Origin of the sequence: Desulfoluna sp. (assembly GCF_030145185.1) — a bacterium.
Classification (GTDB): Bacteria; Desulfobacterota; Desulfobacteria; order Desulfobacterales; family Desulfolunaceae; genus Desulfoluna.
On record NZ_JAQYWB010000080.1, the window covers coordinates 1 to 23,557 of the forward strand.

The 23,557-nt window shown below is 56.5% G+C and carries 30 protein-coding genes; 5 read left to right on the plus strand and 25 right to left on the minus strand.

The features are described 5' to 3' along the window. Positions 1-64: 64 nt before the first annotated feature. A complete protein-coding gene (locus Q1Q75_RS19245) occupies positions 65-331 on the plus strand; it encodes an ogr/Delta-like zinc finger family protein (RefSeq protein WP_300674046.1) in 267 nt (88 codons plus the stop codon). Between the two features lie 60 nt (positions 332-391). Here Q1Q75_RS19245 and Q1Q75_RS19250 read toward each other — a convergent pair whose 3' ends face one another. Both Q1Q75_RS19250 and Q1Q75_RS19255 read right to left on the minus strand, forming a co-directional pair. Then, positions 392-685 carry a helix-turn-helix transcriptional regulator gene (locus Q1Q75_RS19250; protein WP_300674048.1) on the minus strand — a complete coding sequence of 98 codons (294 nt, stop codon included), beginning with the start codon at positions 683-685 and terminating at the stop codon, positions 392-394. Further along, positions 682-1,119 carry a type II toxin-antitoxin system RelE/ParE family toxin gene (locus Q1Q75_RS19255; protein ID WP_300674051.1) on the minus strand — a complete coding sequence of 146 codons (438 nt, stop codon included), beginning with the start codon at positions 1,117-1,119 and terminating at the stop codon, positions 682-684. Before Q1Q75_RS19255 ends, Q1Q75_RS19250 begins: the two co-directional genes overlap by 4 nt. Before the next feature lie 9 nt (positions 1,120-1,128). Between Q1Q75_RS19255 and Q1Q75_RS19260 the strand changes: the two genes are divergently transcribed. Then, on the plus strand, positions 1,129-1,575 hold the full coding sequence (locus Q1Q75_RS19260; RefSeq protein ID WP_300674053.1) for a site-specific integrase: 447 nt from the start codon (positions 1,129-1,131) through the stop codon (positions 1,573-1,575). A gap of 573 nt (positions 1,576-2,148) precedes the next feature. Here the strand turns inward: Q1Q75_RS19260 and Q1Q75_RS19265 are convergent. The 23 genes from Q1Q75_RS19265 to Q1Q75_RS19375 all read right to left on the minus strand — a co-directional run bounded on the left by Q1Q75_RS19265 (position 2,149) and on the right by Q1Q75_RS19375 (position 19,631). Next, a complete protein-coding gene (locus Q1Q75_RS19265) occupies positions 2,149-3,735 on the minus strand; it encodes a P-loop NTPase fold protein (protein ID WP_300674056.1) in 1,587 nt (528 codons plus the stop codon). Positions 3,736-4,263: 528 nt separating this feature from the next. Then, the gene (locus Q1Q75_RS19270; RefSeq protein ID WP_300674059.1) at positions 4,264-5,139 is read right to left on the minus strand and encodes a hypothetical protein; all 876 of its coding nucleotides are present in this window, start codon (positions 5,137-5,139) and stop codon (positions 4,264-4,266) included. Further along, positions 5,115-5,810 (minus strand): hypothetical protein, encoded by a 696-nt coding sequence (locus Q1Q75_RS19275; protein WP_300674062.1) that lies wholly within the window; start codon positions 5,808-5,810, stop codon positions 5,115-5,117. Before Q1Q75_RS19275 ends, Q1Q75_RS19270 begins: the two co-directional genes overlap by 25 nt. Further along, complete coding sequence (locus Q1Q75_RS19280; RefSeq protein WP_300674065.1) at positions 5,807-6,319, minus strand: hypothetical protein; 513 nt, start codon at positions 6,317-6,319, stop codon at positions 5,807-5,809. Before Q1Q75_RS19280 ends, Q1Q75_RS19275 begins: the two co-directional genes overlap by 4 nt. Then, positions 6,316-6,591: a hypothetical protein gene (locus Q1Q75_RS19285; protein ID WP_300674067.1), complete on the minus strand. Its 276-nt coding sequence runs from the start codon at positions 6,589-6,591 to the stop codon at positions 6,316-6,318. The genes Q1Q75_RS19280 and Q1Q75_RS19285 overlap by 4 nt, the downstream gene beginning before the upstream one ends. A gap of 342 nt (positions 6,592-6,933) precedes the next feature. Further along, complete coding sequence (locus Q1Q75_RS19290) at positions 6,934-7,938, minus strand: phage tail protein (protein WP_300674069.1); 1,005 nt, start codon at positions 7,936-7,938, stop codon at positions 6,934-6,936. 1 nt (position 7,939) lies between these two features. Next, positions 7,940-8,479 (minus strand): phage tail protein, encoded by a 540-nt coding sequence (locus tag Q1Q75_RS19295; RefSeq protein WP_300674071.1) that lies wholly within the window; start codon positions 8,477-8,479, stop codon positions 7,940-7,942. Next, a complete protein-coding gene (locus Q1Q75_RS19300; RefSeq protein ID WP_300674073.1) occupies positions 8,479-9,651 on the minus strand; it encodes a baseplate J/gp47 family protein in 1,173 nt (390 codons plus the stop codon). The genes Q1Q75_RS19295 and Q1Q75_RS19300 overlap by 1 nt, the downstream gene beginning before the upstream one ends. Further along, complete coding sequence (locus Q1Q75_RS19305; protein ID WP_300674075.1) at positions 9,651-9,974, minus strand: DUF2590 family protein; 324 nt, start codon at positions 9,972-9,974, stop codon at positions 9,651-9,653. Before Q1Q75_RS19305 ends, Q1Q75_RS19300 begins: the two co-directional genes overlap by 1 nt. Beyond that, on the minus strand, positions 9,975-11,777 hold the full coding sequence (locus Q1Q75_RS19310) for a phage tail tape measure protein (protein WP_300674077.1): 1,803 nt from the start codon (positions 11,775-11,777) through the stop codon (positions 9,975-9,977). It abuts the gene before it with no gap. A gap of 191 nt (positions 11,778-11,968) precedes the next feature. Then, positions 11,969-12,229 carry a putative phage tail assembly chaperone gene (locus Q1Q75_RS19315; protein WP_300674080.1) on the minus strand — a complete coding sequence of 87 codons (261 nt, stop codon included), beginning with the start codon at positions 12,227-12,229 and terminating at the stop codon, positions 11,969-11,971. A 17-nt stretch (positions 12,230-12,246) separates the two neighbouring features. Then, positions 12,247-12,537: a hypothetical protein gene (locus Q1Q75_RS19320; RefSeq protein WP_300674083.1), complete on the minus strand. Its 291-nt coding sequence runs from the start codon at positions 12,535-12,537 to the stop codon at positions 12,247-12,249. A gap of 29 nt (positions 12,538-12,566) precedes the next feature. Then, positions 12,567-12,785: a hypothetical protein gene (locus Q1Q75_RS19325; protein ID WP_300674085.1), complete on the minus strand. Its 219-nt coding sequence runs from the start codon at positions 12,783-12,785 to the stop codon at positions 12,567-12,569. Between the two features lie 14 nt (positions 12,786-12,799). Continuing rightward, positions 12,800-13,201: a hypothetical protein gene (locus Q1Q75_RS19330; protein WP_300674087.1), complete on the minus strand. Its 402-nt coding sequence runs from the start codon at positions 13,199-13,201 to the stop codon at positions 12,800-12,802. Next, positions 13,198-13,401 carry a TraR/DksA C4-type zinc finger protein gene (locus Q1Q75_RS19335; protein ID WP_300674090.1) on the minus strand — a complete coding sequence of 68 codons (204 nt, stop codon included), beginning with the start codon at positions 13,399-13,401 and terminating at the stop codon, positions 13,198-13,200. Before Q1Q75_RS19335 ends, Q1Q75_RS19330 begins: the two co-directional genes overlap by 4 nt. Next, complete coding sequence (locus tag Q1Q75_RS19340) at positions 13,401-13,853, minus strand: phage protein (protein WP_300674092.1); 453 nt, start codon at positions 13,851-13,853, stop codon at positions 13,401-13,403. The genes Q1Q75_RS19335 and Q1Q75_RS19340 overlap by 1 nt, the downstream gene beginning before the upstream one ends. Before the next feature lie 18 nt (positions 13,854-13,871). After that, positions 13,872-14,975 carry a DUF2586 domain-containing protein gene (locus tag Q1Q75_RS19345; RefSeq protein WP_300674094.1) on the minus strand — a complete coding sequence of 368 codons (1,104 nt, stop codon included), beginning with the start codon at positions 14,973-14,975 and terminating at the stop codon, positions 13,872-13,874. A gap of 28 nt (positions 14,976-15,003) precedes the next feature. Further along, positions 15,004-15,693, minus strand: a complete 690-nt coding sequence (locus Q1Q75_RS19350) for a hypothetical protein (protein ID WP_300674097.1) — start codon at positions 15,691-15,693, stop codon at positions 15,004-15,006. Continuing rightward, the gene (locus Q1Q75_RS19355) at positions 15,693-16,142 is read right to left on the minus strand and encodes a phage tail protein (protein ID WP_300674099.1); all 450 of its coding nucleotides are present in this window, start codon (positions 16,140-16,142) and stop codon (positions 15,693-15,695) included. The genes Q1Q75_RS19350 and Q1Q75_RS19355 overlap by 1 nt, the downstream gene beginning before the upstream one ends. 2 nt (positions 16,143-16,144) lie before the next feature. Beyond that, positions 16,145-16,618, minus strand: coding sequence for a head completion/stabilization protein (locus Q1Q75_RS19360; protein ID WP_300674101.1), 474 nt, complete (start codon positions 16,616-16,618; stop codon positions 16,145-16,147). 127 nt (positions 16,619-16,745) lie between these two features. Continuing rightward, positions 16,746-17,537: a phage terminase small subunit gene (gene gpM / locus Q1Q75_RS19365; RefSeq protein ID WP_300674104.1), complete on the minus strand. Its 792-nt coding sequence runs from the start codon at positions 17,535-17,537 to the stop codon at positions 16,746-16,748. 114 nt (positions 17,538-17,651) lie between these two features. Beyond that, complete coding sequence (locus tag Q1Q75_RS19370) at positions 17,652-18,683, minus strand: phage major capsid protein, P2 family (protein ID WP_300674106.1); 1,032 nt, start codon at positions 18,681-18,683, stop codon at positions 17,652-17,654. A gap of 51 nt (positions 18,684-18,734) precedes the next feature. Next, positions 18,735-19,631, minus strand: coding sequence for a GPO family capsid scaffolding protein (locus Q1Q75_RS19375; RefSeq protein ID WP_300674110.1), 897 nt, complete (start codon positions 19,629-19,631; stop codon positions 18,735-18,737). Positions 19,632-19,802: 171 nt separating this feature from the next. Here Q1Q75_RS19375 and Q1Q75_RS19380 point away from each other — a divergent pair, with 171 nt between their 5' ends. The 3 genes from Q1Q75_RS19380 (at position 19,803) to Q1Q75_RS19390 (ending at position 23,458) form a co-directional block, all read left to right on the plus strand. Next, entirely contained in the window at positions 19,803-20,564 is a 762-nt protein-coding gene (locus tag Q1Q75_RS19380; RefSeq protein ID WP_300674113.1) for a site-specific DNA-methyltransferase, read from the plus strand. A 2-nt stretch (positions 20,565-20,566) separates the two neighbouring features. Continuing rightward, complete coding sequence (locus Q1Q75_RS19385; RefSeq protein WP_300674114.1) at positions 20,567-22,315, plus strand: terminase family protein; 1,749 nt, start codon at positions 20,567-20,569, stop codon at positions 22,313-22,315. A 132-nt stretch (positions 22,316-22,447) separates the two neighbouring features. After that, complete coding sequence (locus tag Q1Q75_RS19390; RefSeq protein ID WP_300674116.1) at positions 22,448-23,458, plus strand: phage portal protein; 1,011 nt, start codon at positions 22,448-22,450, stop codon at positions 23,456-23,458. The last annotated feature ends 99 nt before the right edge of the window (positions 23,459-23,557 follow it).

The window sequence follows — 23,557 nt, forward strand, 5'->3', positions numbered from 1 at the left end:
CCACAAGATAGCCTTTGACGATCCAGATTATGCACAATAGATTGGGGGTGAAAGGAAGATATCCATGCGAATCAGATGCAACCGATGCGGCAAGACCGCCACCATACAATCCAGCACCCAGATCTCAGACGAATTCAAGCAGCTTTATTGCTGCTGCACCAACCCCCTGTGCGGGCATACCTTTGTCATGGACCTGGCGTTTTCACACACCTTGTCACCGAGTGCGGTGGATATTCCCTCGGAGGCGTTGGAGAGGATCCGGGGGGCGTCGAGGGGGGAGTTGAGGGGGATGTTTAAAAGTTTGTATCCGGAGATGCAACAGGCAAGATGATACAATATAAAACCCCGCTGCTTTAAGGGGCATCGGGGTTTTTGTTGGTGCTGAATCTTTTCAATGGGTGGGGTGAAACTGAAGGTCCAATGTAAACCCCGCCGCTTCCGCATAACTTTTCAGGGTGGCAAGCTTAGGGGAATGCTTCCCACTGGCGCTTTCCAGCCGAGAAATGTTGCTCTTCTTGGTCCCCATCCGCTTCGCGATCTCTTCCTGGGTGAGGCCTGCCGCCAGGCGCATCTCAACCAGTTTCCTGCGAAGCTCGAACTCCGGAGCCAGTTCATCGTAAGCTTTCTTTACTTCAGGGTTCTCAAGGGCCCTTTTTTTAAAATCACCGAAAGTCGGGCGACTCATGATTTCACCTCCCTCAGCCGACGTCTCGCCAGCTTCAATTCTTTGTTCGGAGTCTTCTGTGCCTTCTTCAAAAACGTATGGAGAATGATGAGCTCCAGCCCCTTCATGGCACAAAAGAAAGAGCGCGCGTTTCCATCCAGTGCCTTTGCCCGGATCTCATAAAGACCATCTCCCATCTGGCGCACATGGGGCAAGCCCAGCATGGGGCAAGCCCAGCATGGGGCAAGCCCAGCATGGGGCAAGCCCAGCATGGGGCCGTAACTTTCAACCATCTCCATCTGGTGAATCAACTTGGCCTGAACTTTGGGCGGCAACTGGAAGATTTCGTCCCGCACTTTATCGCTGTAAAAGGTTACCGTCCATTTCATGGCTTTAATGTTATCATTCTTGATTACTTTTTCAAGGGATTTTTTTAAGACTACAGCTTTTGTCAAGAGTGTAGGTTGACCCCTTCACATGATGATATCGACAACCCCAAGGGGTTTCTTCGTATCTCAGCAGAACAAAAAAACAAAGAAGAATCCCGTGTCCCCATTAACCCCACTGCCGGGGAAATATTGAGCCGATGCCAGGGGCGGATGGCGTTGGCGCCGAAACGGAAAACCCTTTGGCGCTGGACCGATGTGTCACACATGGGCAATCTATTTAAAAAAGCGGTTCGTGCAGCCGGGTATGAAGAGTATCGCTTCCACGATCTGCGCCATACCTTCGCCAGCTATATGGCCATGCAGGGTGAACCATTGAAGACAATCCAAGATCTTATGCGACATAAGTCCATCACAAGTACCCTGGTCTATGCACACCTTTCCCCAGAACACCTGGTCGAAGCTTCAAATCGATTTGTCCTGGGACCACTGCCCACCTCAAAGCCTGAACCTGACAGCAAATAAGGGCTCAGCAGCCACTTCAAACTGTAGGGTAATCGTAAGGGAATACCCGTAAAGTTTGTCGATTTTTACACATTATTGTAATTTTCTCACTAAAAAAGGGCCTCCCGATTATCTCGAAAGGCCCTCTTTAAAATTCTGAAATCATTCATTTTTTTATGGTACCCGGAACGAGAATCGAACTCGTACAGTCTTGCGACCGAGGGATTTTAAGTCTCTTCAACTGCTATGAAATATCAGGTAGTTACAGCCCACTGTAACGGAACTGTAACGGAAATCCGCCAAACAAAGGCTCTTCAAGGTCCTATGATCTACCTTTCGTCGTGGCATAATAGCAGGTTTTTGGGTGATGCATTCCCCAGGATCTGGGCAAGAACCTTGATGATGTGAGTCTCCCCCATCACTGTAAAAGCTGCGGGAATCGAACCGGAGCCCTTTCAGCAATGACGGGGCTTTCAGCCCTGCCTGATCAACATCTGATCAACATTTCCAATTCCAGAACCAACATATCACTCTCCTGAAACGATAAACGGAGACGCCGCAAGGTCATCCCCGGGTGGCTCTGTGGTAAGTGACTTATTGTGTGATATGAAACTGATTCACCTGCAATACACTATCGAAATAAGATTTTAAAATTAGGTCAATACGGTAATTATGAATTTTATTTGATTCATTTATGAGTACACTTTGGATCTTCTTCTGATAGTTAGATTCATTTGATAGTCTATTAATCTTTTCGCTAAAACTCTCTTGATTTAATGCCGCTAACATAAAATATATACCTACGATGTCCGAAAGAGAATAAGTTGATTCATTGTTCTGGTGAGACCGAAACTGATATAGAGACTCAGAAAAAGTGGAATCCCCTTTTATCCTTGTTACAAAAGCGTCACTTTCGAAAAACTTCAAAGCTTTATCTTCAAAATAGGGTTCATTTAAAAATATGCGGAACTTTTCAAACAGATCGCTATTAGCCTGCTTAAGCATTAATAAAAACAGAAGAAATCCCAAGTGAATTATTTCATCATGGTTTCTTGTAACAACAATCGAATGAAGCCGTTCAACCACCTGAATTTGACTTCGTAAATCAAGAACGAACCATGTCGAATACCTTGCAAAAAGTTCAGCCCCCGCATCTCCATCTTCTTCTTTTGAACTAATAGGAGAAAATATATTTTGCTTCTCTTTGAGTTTATACCGATCAAAAATAAAATTTGCGAATGGTCGATTATCGGGTTTCAAAAAGCTATAAGTCTGATTAAAGAATCGCTTCAGATACTGTTCTGAATCAAAACCTTCTCCGTATACTGCCTTAATTGAATGACCGAGTTGTTTGGAGGCTGTTGCTACAACAAAATATACGCCTCTTACACCAAAAAGATGTTTTATGGTCTCTAACAGTTCTATGGCATAATCGGGTCGACAACGATCAAGCTCATCGACAAATATAAACATTGGTAAAGTTAGTTTATCTTCCCTATCCGCAATCTCATCAATAAGTTTTGCTAAATTTTTCTTAAACTCTTTTGTACTTTTTTTTATGCTATTGTGTTCTTTCAAAGCTGCCGTAGCCGCTTGGGATATTACGCTGGAAACTGTTGTTTCAATTTTTTCAGTTTTTCTTTGGCCTTTAGCCTCATCATCACTTGAATCACCCGGTTGGGAGAAGCCATCTTCAGGTAGGATGTCATCCAATTCAATTTCATCTGACTCTAAATATTCATTGATTTGATCAAGCGATAACCCTGTTATCTTTTTTGATAGAGCCGCCAAAATAATTGGCAATGCAGGCCTCCACAGTTTTTTTGCGGAGTTCACGGTCATTGATAATAACTTTCTTGCCCCTGCATTATCGTTGAAATATGGTTTCAGCTCTGTATTAATTTCAGATATGAACGAAATCAAAGGATCTTTTGAAAAATCATTCTCCCATGCATTGTAATAGACCACTGGGTGGCCGGGGTTTAGGGCTCTCAAATCTTTTTCCCACTCTCTGAGAAAGTACGTTTTTCCAAATCCCCACTCTGCATCAATATTTAAAACAAACGATTCTCCACCGACCGTTATAAAGCTGTCTTCATACTTACCAATTAGATACTTTGTTAAAAATTCACTTTCCTCTTTACGACCAAGTTGATCATTTCCCCAGCTTACCCCTCCCATACCACCCCCTATAAACTCACATCATTTTTAGTACACAAACCCACCATAAGAGTTATTTATGCCCAATATATTTTTATACCAAAGAAAAGGGAAAGTTTTTTATCTTGAATACACACAAAAAATTCTACAACCTTTCTTAAAAACATGTTTTCCCACAAAACAACAAGCAGTTTACCTATTTCAAAAACCGCATACAACCGCCAACCCTTGCAAACTGTGCAATCCCCGAAAAGCTACGAAAGCCCTGTAACAACGGGCCTCCCTCCCCCTGTTGCACCCACCCCCTTCCTTGCAAAAAAACGCTCCAAAACTATCGAAGGTGAGGTGTGGAGGAGTGAAATTTTTTCAGGGTCTGGGATTTTTCACGGATGGCGGGGCTTTGGGCGATTTCCCGCCGGCACTAAAAAAACGGCGCGGGGAGTTTGCCTGTGTCGTGTGCTGTGAAGGCCGTTGTTATTGAAGGGTGGCAGATAGGGGGCGTGGGAATGGGAGAGGTGCCGGCGGCTGAATCAGCCGCCGGTTTGCGTTTTAGCCCTGGAGGGAGTCGATGTCGGATTTTGCAGAGCCGACTGCGGTGGCCTTGGCGGTCACGGTGGCTGCTGCGGGGGACTGGCCCACACCGGGATGGGTGTGGCTGGCCAGGGCGGTGAGGGAGTCCGTGATAGCGCCCAGGGCGCTGGTCAGGGTGGGAAGGAGAGAGACGCCGCCGGGGGCCCCGATGGCGATGGCCGGTGCGGCCAGGGTGACGGCGGCGGCTGAGATGGTCTTGGGGCCGGTGATGGTTTCCGTGGAGCTTGCGCCCACGGTTTCAGCATGGGCTCCGGAGACGGTCACCGTCTTCTCCCCCGATGATTCGGTGCGGGATCCGGACGCGGTGTCCTCAACGGTCTTGGCCTGAAGGCTTCGCAAGGCGCTGGCCACGGCCTCGATGTTCGTGGCGGTGTCCTTGATGTCCTGGTCTGTTGTTCGCTCCCAGTTGCCGGCGGCATCGTGGCGCTGGTGAACGCCCGGGCGCTGCTGCCAGAGTCCGGACCCGTCCGGAACCTCCGGCATGGACAACCCCATGGGGTAGACGTGCTGGATGACGGGGTGATCGGGGCGGCCCTCGATCCACCGCACCGTAACGATGGTGCCAGGCCGGGGCCAAAGGTAAAACCCGGCATCCGGTCCAGCCGCCGGCACAGGAAGGGGCACGGCTTCAAATCGTGGAAATCCTGGGGCGGGCTCGCCTTCGGGGGTCAGGATCTCGATGTCCACCGCCCACATCGGCCGGAACCGATCACAGACGGCTCCAGCCGTCGGGGGATCGGAGATCTTCACGACACGGGCGTACCGGTCCAGGTGATAACCTCCGGAGAGCTCCGGCCACATCCTAAGAACTATACGTCTAATTGCTTCGCGCATGTCACCACCATAAAGTGTTCTTTGAGTTGCAGGCTTGTGATGTACTGCCCGTTGAGCTGCACACCGGGCCGCAAGCCGGGAATGGCCTGCAGGGTCTTGGTGCCGTCAAGCTGGACGTCCTGGAAGAAGGGCTCCGGCACGGTGAAGGGCTTGCCCGCCCACCGGCTGTCCGCCCAGGCCCCCACGAAGACCTGGCCATCTCCCTGTTGCTGCCAGATATAGTTGGGGATGGAAAACACGGAACCCATGGAATCCAGGCCGTGGATCCCGTTGGCGATGGTCTGAAAAGCCGGGCACGGGGTGTCCGCATAGGCCGCCTCCGGAACCACGAAGGAGAGCCCGGTTTTTCGGGCGTAGACGCCCAGCACATCTCGGAGAGAAGCGTTCCGGATCGACACGGGCAATGAGCCCCAAAGCACCGCCGAAAGCTCCCGGCAAAAAAGGCGCTGCTGCCTGGCGTCCACCGTATGACTTCGGACGACAAACCCGGTGAAAAAGACCACCGGGTTCTTCCTGGCATCGCCGATGGCCATCTTGACGATGCCCGACAAGGGTTTCTCGCTGATCACCGTCAAATCGGCCCGGCCAGGCGTGGAGATATCCAGGCTCACATGCTCCCGGACCAGGGGCACCGGCTCACCGGCCACCGTCAGGTTTTTTACCAGCTTCACTTCAGGGCCTCCGCGTTTTCCAGAATCCCGTCATATGAATCAGACTCCCGACCGTTTCGCATAGAAGGCCGAAGGGTTGTCCCCGTTGCCGCCTGTTCTACCGGCTCTTTGGCTGGTGCCCGGGTTTCCACCCGCTCCGGGTTGCTCAGGCACTCCCGAAGGGTAAAGGAGATCTTCCAGAGCTGAAGGCCCCCCGCCTCTTCCCAGTTCACACTCTCTGCGAACTGCACCTGGCGGATCCCCACCGCGTTGGCTGTGGGGTGAGTGATGGCCCAGATCTTCCGGGCTCCCGCTTCGCTCATTGTCTCAGCGGTCTTGATCAGGCCCCCCAGGTCCTTGGCCATGGTAAAGGGGATCTGAAGCGACACCCGAAGGATTTTCGGCTTGGTCCCCTTCTCCACGGCATCGGTTCCCGATGTTTCGCCGGCGATGTCCTCCGTCCGGAACTCCAGGTTGCCCTTCACCACCAGGTTCTTCCCCGGGACTTTAAAATCATCTAATTGCATCATGGGGCTTTGTACCTCATGGGCTTGGGGGGTTGTTCGGGCCAGGGGACGTCACCATCAGGCCAGGGGAACCCAGGTTGGTTGGGGAGGTCGCACAGTGCATCGGCCCAGGCGTGCCAGGCAGTGCGTTGCGCTTTGTAGTCGGCAAAGGCGGCGGGGTTGTCTTCGGCTGAATCGATCCAGCGGGCAAGCTGCTCGATGGTGGGACTGTAGACACCCATCAGCTTTCCATCCCGTTCTTGCCTTTGGGATTCGGCAAGCATGGGTAAATCCACAACCCATTCCGAGCCATCATGGCTGGGATAAAAAGAGGAGGGTGGGGGGACCGTAAGGCAACCCGTGGGCACCTCAACACCCAAATCTGAAATTGAATGCTTTTCGCCATCCTGTGTCCAGTATTCGTCCCCTCGATGGTCAATGACCATTTCCCATGCACAAAACCATCCCTCGTCGGTCAAAACAGCACAGACCACATACCCAGTAGGGACGTTTTCGGGCGTAGGTACATCCGTTTCACACCGCCCAATGGGGTTGGGGTGATTGTCAGGCTTATCAACTAAGGATAGGGCCTCTTTTGTTGTTTCGTCCCATGAATAAATTATCATAATTATTGCCCCCTAAAACCCTGCATAGATACAAACAAGCATTGCAATGTTTCGAGGTCGTGTCTCCACACCTCCCGTTAACCCTGTAAGTTGGCTTCCGTTATAAAAAGCATCATTTGTATTACTTACGTAGGATAAAAAATCAAACTGAGCATCCCATCCAGCCATGGACAGTGCGAGCCTCCCGTCGCTTGTACGGGCATGTTGGTGAGAACCCAACATACAAGCCTCCCAACTACCAAGCTCCCGTCCAATATTCACCCCTCCTCGGCCATGATCCCATCCACGAACAAACTCTCCTCGCAGATCTGGCAACAAGCCACGGCCATTCGGCCCCACCCCATGCCGTCCTGCGAGGAGGGCATTTAATGCTGTCGCCGTCACCGGGCATTCGCTACCATTAGCCTCCAACCATCCCGCCGGCGGAATCTCGCAATCAAAAAAATCAATTTTCGCAATGCCTCGATTGAACAACGCAACGACATCATCCCGAATATCCCCATGCGCCCCCCCATCCTGATCATGCACCCCAATCTTCGCCACCATCCACGTGGTATAATCAAACTGCCACGTCTCCGCCGACACACTCACCCCGGTCAGCGCCTGCGCATCCTGAAACCGCATCATCACGTTCCGGGTGATGTTGTTCCCCGTGGTGTTCGTCCCCAGATTGGTTTTCCTTTTGGGCGTCGAAGGCGTCGCGGTCACCGTGATCACCTTGCCCGTCACCGCCTCCACCGTCCCGATCCAGTTAAAGGAAAAATCCCCCACATCAGAGCCCAGGATCATGGAGTAAACAACTTGGTCCGGGTTCACGTAGCCCTTGAACTCCGCCGGGATCGTATAGGTGTGAACGATATGGGCCGCATCCGGCATCTGCTGATTTCTGTCCACGGGTTGCGTGGGGTCCAGGCCGGGGACCAGGGCCAGCACCATCCGATCGATGACAAGGGGTTTCTCTTCGCCCCTCAGCTGGTTGATGCGAGTCTGGCCGGCAATAGTTATGGCACTGCTCATGCTACTCCTCCAATATGGCCGTTTCGGTCAAATGATCGTTTGAAAACTCCACCACCTGGATCTCCATGGGAATGGTGGTGATGATCTTCCATTCATAGCGGCGGCATGTCCTGCCGTAGTGTTGAATCAGGGTTGATAAAAGGCTTTCGTTTTCGGCAAGCTGGTTGTCGGAGAGGCGGATGGCCACCACGTCCCAGTCGCGGCCATCCATCCGTTCTTCCAGCTCCACGTAGCCAATGCCCAGGCGCTCGAAAATCTGTTTGAATCCTTCCACACTTCCGGCGTCCCGTGCGTTGGCGTAGGCGTGCCGAACTCTAAGGCGATAAAGGCCCAGGGGCTCGCCCTTGAACCGGACGATGTCCCGCTGCCAGGCGATGAGCTCCAGCACCCCTTCCCAGCACGTCACGGGGTCCAGTTGTTTCAGAGGCCACAAGGCCCATTCCCCCAGGAGCGTGAACCACCGGTGGGCGGCGGCGGCCAGCTTGACCACTTCGCCTTTGTTCATCCAAACAGGCAGTTCAAAAGCGGGCAAATCCGCCATCAGGCCACCTCCAGGGTCACGGTAAGGGATGAGAGCGTGGGGATCTCCATGGTGCTGATAATGTCCGATAGGCTGAAGGCCACGGACTTTAGGTCCGGGAGCTGCTGGTGGAGTTCATTGGCCAGGGTGGAAAACGAAAACCGGGAAAAGGGCATGGTCCGGGTGATCTTCGAAAAATCCTGGTTCTCACGAAAAGCGAACCGCACCCGGTCCGACACGGACTGATTCAGGGCGGCGATTCTCTCTCCGGAGAGGACGCCGTCGTGGTACACGGTCACCACCAATGCCGCCGCTTTTTCCGGCATGGTAAAGCACAACATATCGTCCCCATGCCCATGGTGCCCCTGATCCCGAATGTACGCATTGACGCCATCCACAAAGGATTGTGACGGCTGTCCGGAGTCGATCATCACATAGGCGTTGGCACTCCCCGGGCCCCTGGGGGCGTCGTGCTCGAACCACACGAAGTCGGGCTGGATACCGGCAAAAAGGGAGATATCGGCCCGGTATGCGGCATCATGGTGGTACTGGCCCACGGCGGAGAACTGGTTGCGGCATCGCAGCCGGAGGGAGTCGTCGGACTCAGCGTCCGCGCCGGCAATGGTGATCCAGTCCGCTTCGTTGGAGACGGCGGCAATACCGAAAACAGGCTCCGGCAAAAGGGTAAAATACCCTGGCCCGAGGTTGTGGGCCGTGCCGGCGCTTTCCGCCTCCACCGGCACCAGGGCGGAGATCACGCCATCTGCAATGGTGATCTGTTCCGTGGTCCTCACCCTGTAGATCTGTCCGTTAATGGGCGGTGTGGCCACCAGGATCCCGGCCTCCACCCCCACCTCCCCGTCGGCGGCTTCCCGGGTGAACCGGATCACCCCACGGGTCTGCGTGGCCTTCTTCCGTTCAAGATCAACGGCCCAGGACAACAACTCCAGCCAGATCCCGGTGGCATCCTTTAAAAAGAAGTTGGGAAGCACCTGCGTTGCAAGGAGCTGAACAAGCCACATGCCCGGGGTGGTCACAATGGCCGTGATCAGCCGCCAAAAGGGGGACCACTTCGAATCGTTGGCGATGCCCACCTCTTCCTCGTCATTGATGGTCCGCCACGCCTCTTCCATCCCCGCCTGGGTGGTGGGGATCCCCGCATCCGTTAGCATCTGTTCGTAAACGCTTGTCATCACACCTCCAGAGAGAAGCCAATGGGCCCGAAGTCCATGGTCTCAGCGCTCAGATAAAATTCCCCGGCCCTCACCTCGTCAATGGCGGCGGATCCGGGCACGATGCGCACGTCGTTATCCACGGCCAGGGTGATGGCCACCTTTGTGCGATCAATCAGCCCCCGGTTCCGGTTGCCCACCAGGGGCGGCAAAAAGCCTTCTTCCCGGATCATGTGGACCAGGTCCTGGGCGATAACATCCCGATCCGTCAGGGGCAGAGGGTTGCCCCCCACGTCCAGGGTGAGGTCGTCGTTTGTGATTAACAGATCAAGATACGCGGTCATTTACGATGCCATCACCAGCTGGCTGGTGACCTCCTGTGCGTTGATGGGGCGGGACGTGGTGATCTGCCCGATGTGAATGGTCTGGGAAGATGATGCACTGGTATTCGTGATAGCCGTGGCAATGGATTGAGACACACCGCCCGCCGGCATCGACGTGCGCCGGGGTACCTCCAGGGAGGGGGATGTTTTCGGCACGCCCACCATGGGATCCGCGCCAAGGGCCGTCATCGTTGGGGACACCGCGGCCTCAGATTCGCCCCCCATGCCCGGCACCCAGGAGAGTTTGTTCTTGACCCAATCCCACGCCCCGGAGAGCTTTGAAAAACCCCCGAGAATCGTATCAATCCACCCCATGATGTTCTTGCCCCAGGTGGAGTCCAGGAAGGCCGCTTTCAGGTCGTCCCAGTAATAGATGGCGGCGGCGATGCCCCCCACCAGAACGGCAATCGAGCCCGCAATCAACAAGGCCGGGTTTGCCATCATCACGGCATTCAACCAGGTCATGACCGTGGCACCGGCCCCCGCCACCGTGCTCCAGGCGGTCATCACTCCGGAGACCAGGGTCATGGCGGCCCCGAAGCCTGTCATGGTCATACTGGCCACGCCCCCGACCACGGCAAAAGCAGCCACCCCAGCCGTTAAGCCTGCCACCCCAATCACCGTATACCCAAGGTAACGTGTGAGGGTCGGGTTCTCCTGGGTCCATTTGTACATGGCCCCCGCCCCTTCGGCCATGCCCTCCACCACGGGGATCAGCACCGGTAAAAGCGCCTGCCCCAATCCGATGCGCAAGGCCTTGGCCCCCTGGCTCCATCGCTGGAAGGGGTCCACCATGGCATCGGCCATGGTCATGGCTTTGTCCATGCCCGTGACATCGCCCAGTTGGTTGATGGAATCCCCAAGGCCGTCCACATCTGCCGACAACAGCTTGATCATGCTCACGGCTTCATCAGACCCGAAGGCCTTCTTCAATGCGTCGGACTCGGCCACGTCCAGGGTGTCCCCGAACTTGCCTTGAATCTTCCCCAGAATGTCCATCACCCCGAGCATGCGCCCGCTGGAATCCGTGAAGGAGAGCCCCAGCTTGTCCTGGGCACCGCCGATCCCGGAAAGAAACGCCTTATACTTCGTCCCCGCTTCAGATCCGGACATGGTGGCCTGGAGTTTGCCCAGCACCGCCATCTGCTCCGCCTGGGATCTCCCGGCGGAGGTCGCGTTGGCCCCCAAAGCGGTGAACGCCCCGGCCATCTCAGCGCCCGTGGTCTTGAACATCTGAACAGCCGTGGCCGTCTGGCCGGTGAGCTGCTCCACCCACTCGGCCTTGCCCATGGACGTGGCGGAATCCTGAAAGATCCCATACATGGTGCCCATGTAATCGGTGATGGTTGCGGCGTCGGATTTCGTCCCCTTGGCCAGAACGTTGGAAGCGTTGGTAAAGGAGGCAAGCTCTTGTCCGGACAAACCGGCGATAGCCGACTGGATGTCGTAAGACGACGACACAAAATCCTTTGCGGACTCCCCATATTTAACAGAGAAGGCAATGGCTTCATCCGCCAGCTGGTCCAGGGAGTCCTGGGCCACGTCCAGGCTGCGCACCTCACCGATGGCCATGTTGAACTCATTGGCCGGCGCGGTCAGGGCAGAGACGGCGTAACCGGCGGCGGCCACCCCGGCGGCCCCGCCTGCCACCTTGCTGAAGGTGTCCGTCACCCCCTGAATGGAGTTCTGAATCTTCCCCGCCGGGCCGGTGACTTTGTCCATCAGGTCGATGCTGAACATCAATTTTTGTAGCTGGTCTGCCATGCCTCACCTTCCGTTAAACGCCATGGCCACGCCACCGGCGATGGCCACACGCTGTTTCTCCCAATAATCCTTTTCAAGGAAGAGCGCCTCTCCCATGGACCTGGACGTCACCTCACGCCCCGGAAACCACTTTCGGGAGAAGGCCGCCATCTGGGATAAAGCTGAGTTCTCTATCCCGGCGGCAATCCGTTCTACTCCCCCACCGCCACCTCAATCGTGGGCACAATCTTGTTCATCAGGTGGGTGCCGATGGCCATCACATGGGTGGGGTTTTCAAGGAAGGGCTTCAAGGCCTCTTTGCTCTCAGCCGTCACGCTCCGCACAAGAAAGTTGTGGGTGGGCTCCACCTTTGAATTCGGCTGCATCTCATTGATCAGGCGTTCGTGATTCGCGGTGGTGACGTTGAAATAAATGGGGGTGCCGTCGATGGTCAGGGTGATTTTTTTGTCCATGGTTCATACTCCGTCGGTTATTTTTTGATGAGCTGTTCAAACACGGAAAAGCGTTCGTCCAGGCGTTTGTCGAAACGGGTTTCAAAATCGGAAAATCGGGCCCCAAAATCTGTGAACATTTTTTCAATGTCCGCCTTGGAGCTGTACTCCTGGGCCATCGTCAGACGTAAATCAAAGTTGTCATTTTTCAGGCTGACAATTTGCTGAAACATATAAACATTCCAGCACACGATGAGGGGCCAGATGTATCTCGCGCCCAGGTCAATCAGGTCACGAAAGGACAGGGGTTCATTGGTCGGGTTTGTCACAGCTTTTTCCCCTCAACGTGGCCTTGTGGTTACTTGGCTACGGCCTTTTCTGCTTCAGGCAGGTTGCGGCCAGAAAGCTCCGTGGCCATCATCTTCACCAGCTCGTCATCCACCGTGTTGGTGGTCTGGGCGGAAAGCTTCTTCATCCCCATAATCACCAGGCGGGTGAGGATCTTCTCGCTTGCGATGGCCAGGGCCATGCGTCCGAGGATGTGGGAAGCGGAACTTGCAATGGCAGTTAAAAACATGGGGGTCTCTCCTTTCAGGTGGTGGCCATTTTAATCCCCGCCGCGATCTGCTCATCGCTGTAGGGCATCTGGCCGTTTTCATGTTGGATGATGGCCGGAATTAATTTGCTTAACGTCTCGGCCACCACAATGGCTTCGTCCGGATCCACGCCCACCGCTTCGGCCACATGGGCCACGTAGGCGTCGGTGTCGTTCTCAACGGGAGGGGCCCACCGATGGATGATCTCCCGAACGGTGGAAAGATCGTAACGGCGCTGATAGTTGATCAGGATCTTCCCCATGGCCCGGATGCCGTACTCCGGCGTGATAAACGTACAAAAGGAGGGGTCCGGCTGTTCGGTGGCAAGGCCCATCCATTGATCCCTGTGACGGATGTTCCCGGGGTTGCGGTTACGCATACCGCGTGGCTGTTTCATCGCATCGCCTCCAATTTTTCCTGACACTCCCGACAAAGCGTGCAACCAGGCATCGCTTCGCGCCGCCCTTCGGGAATGGGTTCTTCACAATTCGCACAGATCGCAAGGCTGGGGCCCGTGGGAAGGGCCGCCCGGACACTCGCCACGGCGGCGTTGCGCTCCCCTGTTTCATAAACCTGTGCACGATCCAGGATATCCATCAGTCCGTAAGCCCTTCCACCCTGGCCGGGTCGAGGTAGGGCACCCCGTTGATCTTCACGAAGTTGGGGCTGGTCACCACGTAGCCAATTTTGACCGTGGCCTTCTTGTCGCTGGTGGGGTCATAGTCCATGATGTCCTTGAGGTTCAAAAGGCACCCGAAGGCCTCCACCTGCTCTTCCTCTTTGGTTCCCTTGGCGTAGAACTGAAGGTCCACCGGCTCGATGCCCTGCCAGGAGCCCTTGGCCTCAGCTTCTTCTGAAAGGATGGCCATGGCCGTGGCGTCCAGCTCGATGTCTCCGGAGGCGCCCACCTCACCGGGCACCCACCCGTTGGGCACGCCGCCGTCTTTCACCTCTTTGCGCCCGTCTTCGATGGAGAGGGAGGCCTTCTCCGCCCGAAGGCGAAAATCCCCCAGGGTAAAGGCAAAACTGCTGTTACTGACTCGTCTCATGATTGATTCCTCGTTGGCTTAGCTGGAGAGGTCCAGCATCAGGTTCACGGTGATGTCCTTGGGGCAGTTGTAGGGCCGCGCCTTCATGTAGATTCGCACGGTGTTCTTATCCACCCACACGATGGTGATGGCGTCACGGGCCGGGGGATGGATCTCCCCGGGGAAAACCGTCTTACCGATGCGTGACCCAATGGACATTTTCATCAAAGGCCGCATGAAATAGCTGGAGTTTTGCGCGATGGATTCGGGCGTGGAGTTCAGCCGCCGGTCACCGATCCGGGCCACGGTCAGCGGATACACTCGCCGCATGGCCTTCTGGATCACCCGCAGGTTTTCGCTCACCTGGTAGTCCCCGCCAGGCACGTCCAGCATGTTGCAGTCCCCCCAGTACACACCGGGGAAATCGGGGTACCACTGGGGCACGGAAAAACGGACCGTGTCCAGGGCCTTCAGGTGGGCCATGGTGATCATCACCCCGTCCTTGTCCGTGGGCTTTTCGCCGAAGGTGCCGACAAGCGGACCGGTGGCCACGCGCATGGGGGTATCGGCCACGGTAACGGCCCGGTTGCACAAGCGGCCCGCAAGGGTCCCCTGGTCCGGCCCCCACAGGGCAGGCACCACGCACACCTGATCGGCGGCCACCCCATCGACAATGGGCTTCACCGCGGCGATGTAATCGGCCCAGGCTTCTTCCGCTCCACAACCCCGCACGCTGGCCATGAAGAAAACGGGTCGCATGTAGGTGGCCAGGATCGACCGGGCCTTGGTGTACATGGCCTCCAAATCGGTTTTCTGGGCCACGGCGTCGGTGATGACGATGGCCTCACAGCTCACCACCTCCATGGCGTAGTCCACGGCATTGGCCCAGGTGGTTTCGGCGGCGATGGGCATGACGCTGGCCCCCCAGTTCTGCCCGGCGTTGACCATGGCCGCCTTCACCTGGGTTTTCAGGTTGGAGTCGGTGTCCCCCAGGGCTTCGTCGAAATCGGTGGACGTGCCAACAGAAAGCACCTTGCCCACGTTGACGGTGCCCAATCCAATAAACAGGAAGTGGCGTTCAATCTCGGGGAGTGGCCCCTGCATGAGGTTGAGCCGGTTGATCTGTACGATTCCAAGTGACATTTTTTTCTAAGCTCCTTCGGATGGGTTCCTATGCGGTTTGTATTCGCTTCAGGGCCTCTTCGGCCATCTGGGTCAGGTAGGCGTCGGCCTCTTCAGGGGTGGCCCCCAGAATGGGCCGGGGGGCGGGCTTGGTTTCCCAGTTCTGTTTCCCTTTGCGGGTACCGTACCGCATCAGGCGAAGGACCAGCCCGGCCTGGCCCAGGGTCATGTTGTCCATGATCCACTTGGCAGGCATCCGCTTTAAAACCGCCCCGCCCTTCCCCCGCGTCCTTGCCACCCGGCGGCGAAAGCCCTCCTTGTTCAAGGCCCTGGCCTGGGCGTGGGTGGCGGGTTTCGTGTAATCGGGTGTTCCACTTACCCTGGCCATTTTCCGGGGGTTCCAATTCTCAGAGACGCCCCGGTGGTGCCGATCCGCCAACTTGGCCTGGCCGGCGTTTTTCCACCCCACCGTTGCCTTGTGGGTGTTGATCACCTTGGTCTGCATCCCCTTGGCCATTTTGCGCATCATCTTGCGCTTGGTCTTGGCGTTGGCTCTCGGGGTCATCCCTGATCCGCTCACCGTTTTCTGACCCCGGATGTTCTCGCGGGTCTTCTTCCGGGTTTGCCTGCCGATATCCGCCAGCAAGCGGCGGCGCTGGGGCGTATCCATGGAAAGCACCGCAATCTGATCGGTTAGCTTCAACACGGCCCGGCGGTCTTGCGTAACCATCATCTCCATCAAACCGCCTCCAGCCCGGCCAGGCTCTCGGCCACGTTGATGCCTGCGTCATCCACACGCCACTGCGCGCCTTCAAAGGCAAGGGGCCCTTCCGGGTCGGGGACAATCACCAGGGCCTCGTCGAACTCCACGGAGATCTCCACGTCCACGGTGTTGTCGTCGGAGAGCGAGACATCCACGTCCGGGTCGGCAAGGCCTTGAACGAAACGCTCAACATCATTTTTGGCCAGCCAGACCACCAGGAAGGAGAGAAGCAACTCGGCAATGGATGAGGGGCACCGATCGATGGAAATCACCGCGTCATACCGGAACCGCCCCACCTCCAGGCCGTGGCCCAGGTCTTTGCCGGTAAGGGAGAGTTTCCCCTGGTCGGCAAAGGCGGTCATCTGGTCCCGGGTAATGCCGGGCAGGGCCAGCAGGTGTGCGGCAAGGGCGGACAATTTCTTCATTCTTAAAGAGCCTCCACAAAAATGGTCATGGAACCCCGAACAGTGGCCAGGGCCTCAAGGGCTGAACGAAACCACCGGTCCGCAGTCTCCGGCGCTTCCTTGGCGTCGGACTGGGCGTCACTCTTCCGCATCATGGTGGCATAGTCAGCCAGGAGAAGGGCCTTGGCGTGGCAACAGACGGCGCGGGTGTATTGCAGCACCTTGGGGTGGATATCACCCAGCATCTCCCCGTCATCCACGGGGACCTCTGCCAGGCGCTCGATGCCGGCGGTGGCCTGGGCCGCCCGAAAGTCGGCAAGCTCGCCGTTGGCCCAGAGCATTCCCAGGCGAAGGCGATCTGCCAGCATGGCCTCCCGGTACTCCCCGGGGAGCCGGTAGGCTTCCTGGAATGCGGCCAGGTCGATGTCCGGCCAGAACCCGGCGTTCTGAATCATCGTCCCCTTGGGGAGTTCGTCTGCAAAGGCTGTAAAACTCATGGTGTGGCCTCATGACCCTGTTCCCCATGCGGGAAACAGGGTGAATTGGACCGGCCCCCGCCTGGGCCAAAAGCAGGCATTAAAATGTCGCTTCCGCCCGGCGGGTCAGCCGGTGGGTGTAGGAGCTCTATTCGGTGCCGGAGATTTGCTCCGTTTCGGAGCTTTCGGTGGAGGGCTCTTCCGGTTCGACGGCCTCCTTCTCCGTGGCCTCCTTCTCCGTGGCCTCCTTCTCCGTGGCTTCCTTCTCCATGGCTTCGGCGCTCTCCAGCTTCTTCCGTGCTTTGCCCAGCACGGTTTTCACCTTGGCACCGTACTCTTCGGCACATTCAAAATGGGTAACGGCATCGGACCAGGCTTCAAGATCCATGGCCACCAAGCCCTGGAGCTTGTTCATCTTGGCGCTCACCTCGTCGGGGATGTCCCAGCCCTGGGCCAGCTCGCAGACCTGGCCGAAATAAGGTTCCACGGACCGTCCGGCGTCCTGCTCGCCTTCGGCCCACTCGGTGATGGTGTCGCAGAGGTAGATGGGCAGGTCCCGGCGGAACCGCTCCGGCATGGGCACCTTGTGCTCGATGCAATACAAGGCCAGGGCCATGGCCCCGTGGATATCGGCGATGTCAAAGAGCCACACCAGGATCTGGCCCAACAGGGGGTGATCGGATCCGGAGGCCTTCAAGGTCTCCACCACGGGCAGGTACTTGGGCACCAGGTGTGCGGCCTTCTCGGCCTCTTTCTGCTTCCGGCTCCGGATCAGCTTCAGCTTTGCCAGGTCATCTTCCAGCTCTTTTTCAAACCCGGCCACGGCCTGTTGCCGGGCGATGGGTGAGGCGGGCATGGTGCCAAGCACAGCAAAGCTGTTTCCCGTCCCATAGGTGGGGTCTTTTTTCTTCTGTTCCTGAAATCGTTTCATCAACGACATGGGTTTTCTCCTTCAATGAAATGGGGGCCAAGGCCAGGAGGGAACACCCCGGCCCCCGTTCATAGCCCGCGTTTCAAGCCGCTTTGCGGCTTATCCATGGACACGCCTGGCGTGCTAACTCCAGGTGGTTCCGTCGGGCTGAAGGAGTTTCACCTTGTCGAACTCCACGGCCACGAATTTTTCAGGGGTCTCCACCACGTAGCCCTCGTTCCGGCTGTTGTAGTCTTCAAGCCGATCTTTTTTGGGCTCATCTTTGATGTGACGCCTCCAGGATCCGGACTGAACATAGATGGAGAGGTTGTCCAGGCTGGTGATCACCAAACCGCGCCCGGGGAAGTTGCTGGGGGTCTCCCAGGCCAGGCCGCCGAAGTTGGCCAGGGCCGCCGGGGTCAGGGTCTTCTCGGAAGGGGTCTGGCCCATGGCAACGGCCAGAGCCGTTTTTTCCCGGCCCACCAGTTCGGAGCCGATGAGGGCCACCAGGTTCTGGCGGAGATATTGGGGGATCCCCTCCACCAGCTCCAGCACGGCGTGGTCCAGGTTCACGAAATCGCCGCCGGTGCCGATGCGGATCTCCCCGGCCTGCTTCTCGCCGGTGGTGAGGATATTGGCGGCCATCTTCTCCCGCACGTACTGGAGCCACCCCTTGTTCACGTCCTGCATCATGGGGTTGGCGGAAAGGTCGGTATCGGGGGCCGCGCTGGTACCGTGCCAGCCGATGATCTCCCGGTCATTGGCCATGCGCTGCTGCACGTAGCGCTGGTAACGTTCGGCCAGATCGGGAAACTTGGACCAGGCGTCCATGGTGGCGTAGCGAATGTAGACGTCGGTGTTGGTCTGGTAGAGCCGGTAGCCCGAGGCGACAAGGTTCAAAAGATCCTTGGGGGACCGCTCCTTGCCGTCCACCGAGGTGTCCGTGCGCCCAGACGCCGGACCGGACGCGCTGCCCAGAACGTTCTGGCCTTCCAGGTCGTCAACAGAAAGGACGTTGACCCGGGGCAAAAAGGTGGACTGCTCCACGATCTTGTCCTGAAGCTTCTGCTCCAGGGTGGGCTCCACGGTGAAGGTCTCATGGACGTTTTCAACGCCGTAGGTCTTGGCAAGCCGGGCTTCCATCTGGTGGAACGCGAGGCGGGTTGTCTTGTTCATGGTCGGTGCTCCTTAATAATGAATGGGATGGGGGAAGACGCTCTCCGGTGGCTACAGAAGCTCGTCGTGCTCTCCCGCCGGCTGGTGCGATTCCCGAAACGGGGTGCCGGGCGCGGCCTGCTCCATGCGGGTGGCCATGGTGGTGAAGGCATGGGCCATGGTGTCCACGCTCTTCTTGAGCTCCGCGAACTGATCCTCACCTGCAGGTGCGGAATCCCCGCCCCCGCCTTCCTCTCCGCCCTTGCCTTCTCCGCCCTCCCCTTTGCCGCCTTCGGCTGGGGGTGTCTTGAATGTTTTCATAAAGGTCTGCATGCTTTCGGCCAGGCCTGCAACAGACTGCTGCGTTGCATCAAGGGTGCCCTTGACGGCATTGAATTGTTCGGTGTTCATGGGGTCGTCTCCCGTCTCGTCTTCGTTGGTTTCGTCTTTAAAGGCTCTGAAAAGCTTCTTGAAAAAACTCATCGTCAAGCGCTCTTCGTCATGGGTGAACTCTTTGCTCAGATCCGGCACCCGCTCACCGGCATACCGGGCGGTGAACTCCCGGCCCTTCATCTTGGAGAACCGCATCTCATCGGTGCCCAGGGAGGCGGGGGAGTCGGTCATGGCCAGGCCCGACAGATAGGTTTTTCCCGTCCCGGCAAAATCCTCAGTCACCTCAATGGAAAAATGGAGGTACTCCTCCCACACCTGGTTCATCTGAAGCAGTGACCGGCTGGGGGAAATTTTTGCGTAAAGCTTGACGGCATCGTCCCCCTTTTCCGCCTTGAGTTCCCGCACCGATCCATAGGCGGTGTAGCGCATGTGATCGATCCAGATCTTGGCGGTGTAGGTGCCGGGGTTGTAGGTCTCGGCCATATCAGTAAGCCACTGGGGCTGAATCTCCCGGCCGTCCACGGTGGGGCCGGAGGTGGCAACACATTTCCAATCAGTCACGAGGGAGGAGGGCATGTTTTTTCCTTGGTTGCAGGGGCGTTTTCTTGGGTTTTAGAGAATCAACAGCCCAACCATAGGAGGCAGGAAAAAGGCTGTACATGAAAGCCATTCCGATTTTCGCGTTATCGGAATGAAAGAAAACCAATGCACGATCAGGAATTGCTACGGTGGGCTTGAAATTCACCCATGCTTAATCAAGAGGTTTACGAATTGAATAGAAATGCCCCCTTTGAGTGCCTTCATGGCGACAGCCTCAGGCTGCTGCAACAACTTCCGGACAACAGCTTTGACGCCGTGATCACGGATCCCCCCTATTCATCCGGCGGCATGACACACGGCCAGAGGACCAGCGCTCCGGAGCAAAAATACCTAAATAACGCCAACTCAAAATATCCGACCTTCGTTGGAGACAATAAGGACGTCCGCTCCTGGCAATTCTGGAGCACGCTTTGGATGTCAGAATGCCTCCGGGTCTGCAAACCCGGGGGCTACATTCTCAGCTTCACAGACTGGCGCATGCTTCCATCCACCACAGACGTTCTGCAGGCATCCGGTTTCATCTGGCGTGGGGTTATTGCCTGGGACAAAACCAACTCCAGCCGCGCACCCCACAAGGGGTACTTCCGCCATCAATGTGAATATGTCGTCTGGGGAACCAAGGGTGCCGCCATCAAGGCACACTGGGGCGGCCCCTGGCCCGGATGCATCTCGGAGCGGGTGAAACCCAAGGAAAAATTTCACATGACGGGAAAGCCCGTCCCTGTCATGCGTCACCTGGTGCAATGCGTTCCCCCGGGTGGGAAAATTCTGGACCCCTTCATGGGCTCCGGATCCACCGGAGTTGCAGCTCTGCTGGAAGATCGTGAATTTGTCGGCATTGAAATGAGTGACGAATACTTCGCCATCTCAACGGCCCGATTGAATGAAACCCTGGATAACAGGCGGTAGCTTTGAGCCTTTACCCCCCAGAAATAAAAGACGCCGCCAAGCGCCTTTTCCTGAAACGGCACTCCCCCAAGGAGATCTCTGAAATCGTCCACGTGCCTCTGCGTACCGTCTATGACTGGCGCACCAAGGGGCAGTGGGACGACATGCTTATGTCCGAAGCTCCGGAGGAGTCCATGAGCCGCCGGCTCACCCTCCTGGCGGAGAAGGAGATGAAAACCCAGTTCGACCTGGCCGAGATGGCCAGCCTCACCAAAAGCCTGGTGGCTCTCCGGCAAAGCCGCATGTGGATGGAGAAAAGGGAGAAACAGGGGAAGGATTCAGGCGGGGAAAAGGGAAGGGACTCTGGAAAGAACAAAAAACGAAACAAAAAGAAAAACGACGTCACGGGCATCAAGGAAAACGATTTCGAGGTAAAGCTCCACAAGCACTATTTCCGGTATCAAATAGAAATGAGGGAAGCCCGGCACCACCGGTTCCGGATGCTCCTCAAATCCCGCCAGATCGGGGCCACCTGGTACTTTGCCCAGGAGGCGTTTGAAGACGCCGTGCTCACCGGTCGGAACCAGATTTTTCTCTCAGCCACCCGGGCCCAGGCCGAGGTGTTCCGGCGGTACATTGTGGGCATTGCACGCCAGCACTTTGATATCGATCTCTCGGGCAACCCCATCATTCTGCATACCGAAAAAGGCCCGGCGGAGCTTCACTTCCTCTCCAACAACTCTAAGTCCGCCCAGAGCTACACCGGCAACGTCTACATTGACGAGTTTTTCTGGATTCAGAAATTTAACGAACTCTATAAGGTCGCCTCCGGCATGGCCGTTCACAAGAAATGGCGAAAGACTATCTTTTCCACGCCGTCCGCCGTTACCCACGACGCCTACGACCTATGGACAGGAGAACGATACAACCAGCGATTTAAAAAGAAGCGGGTGGAATTCCCGGGATTCAAGGAAATGCAGTCCGGCATTCTCTGTCCGGACCAGGCCTGGCGGAAGATCATCACCCTGGACGATGCCGAGGCAGGCGGCTGCAACCTCTTCGATCGGAACCAGCTCAACCTGGAGTACTCCCCTTCCGAATTCGACAACCTCTTCATGTGCCTGTTCGTGGACGATACCTTCGGGGTCTTCCGCTTTGCCGACCTGGAAGAGTGCGCCGCCGATATCTCCGAATGGACAGACATTGATTACAACGCCCCGCGCCCCCTGGGGAACTACCCGGTGTGGGGCGGCTACGATCCCTCACGCCATCGGGACGACGCCTCCTTTGTGGTGGTCATGCCTCCCCTCACCCCCGGCGGAAAATTCCGGGTCGTGGAGCGTCACAAGTGGGTGGAAAAATCCTTTACCTGGCAGGCCGAAGAGATCAAAAAACTCTGCGCCAAATACAATTTCACGTACATGGGCATCGATGTCACCGGCCCCGGCATGGGCGTGTTCGATACGGTCAAGCAGTTCTACCCGCAGGCCACCCCCATCCACTATTCCGTGGGCAGCAAAACCCGCATGGTCTTAAAAGCCCAGGAGGTGATCGGCGCAAACCGGATCCTTTGGGACGCCCGGGAAACAACCATCGCCCACGCCTTCTTAACCATCCGGCGCATCATGACCCCCGGCGGCCAAATCACCTACGCCGCCAACCGGACCGACACCACCGGCCACGCCGACGTGGCCTGGTCCATCATGCACGCCCTGGATAACGAACCCATCAGCCACGACCACATGGCCACAGGCTGCGTGGAGGTGTTGTAGGGGATGAATGCCTCCGGCGGCCCTTCGGGGACCCTCCCGGGGGGCTAACTTTTGAAAAGTTAGATAAACACTTCTTTAAAACCGAAAAGTTTTTGCGGAGCTTTTTCCAAAAAGCGACCCGCCGGAGGCAACATGAGTAAACAACTGAAGATGAAAAAGCAGGAAGACAAGGCCATTGAGGCGTTCAGCTTTGGGGATCCGGAACCGGTGATGGCCAACCGGATGACGGATTACGTGGGGATCTGGCTCCTGGACAACGGGAGTTATTACAGCCCGCCGGTATCACTTTCGGGGCTTGCCAGGCTTCGGGGGGCCAATGCCTATCACGGGCCGCTCCTGGAGTTCAAAGCAAACATGATCATGCGGGCATTCAAGGGATCGGCGGCATTGCCCATGCGGCAGATGCTTCCCTTTGTCACGGACTACGTGACCTTTCTAAACGCCTACTTTCAGAAGGTAACCAACTGGATGGGGGAAGTGATCGGGTTGATCCACCTGCCCGCCATCAACATGCGAAGGATGAAAGAGCCCGGGCAGTACTGCATGCTCAACGTGGACGGAAGCCGCACGGACTTTCAACCCGGGGAGGTAATCCACGTAAAGAACTACGACGTGGCCCAGACCATCTATGGGCTTCCTTCGTATCTGGGGGCCATTCAATCCATGCTCTTAAACGAAGACGCCACCCTCTTCCGGCGGCGCTACTATTTAAACGGCGCACACCTGGGCTACATCTTCTACACCTCCGCCGCCAACCTGGCCGATGAAGAGAGAAACGCCATCCGCGATGCCGTGAAGTCCTCCAAGAAGCTGGGCAACTTCCGGAACCTCTTTCTTCACCTTCCCAACGGCAGAGAAAAAGACGTCCAGATCATCCCCGTGGGGGATTTCTCCACCAAGGACGAACTGGAAAAAATCAAAAACATCTCGAGAGATGACATCATCGCCGCCCACCGGATCCCACCGGCCCTGGCCAGCATCGTCCCGGCGGAAGCCCGAGGCGGATTCGGAGACATCGCCAAGGCAGATATCGTCTATGAAAAAAACGAGATCGTCCCCATCCGGAACATCCTCCTCCAGGTCAACGACCATTTGACCGGAAACCACAAGATAGCCTTTGACGATCCAGATTATGCACAATAGATTGGGGGTGAAAGGAAGATATCCATGCGAATCAGATGCAACCGATGCGGCAAGACCGCCACCATACAATCCAGCACCCAGATCTCAGACGAATTCAAG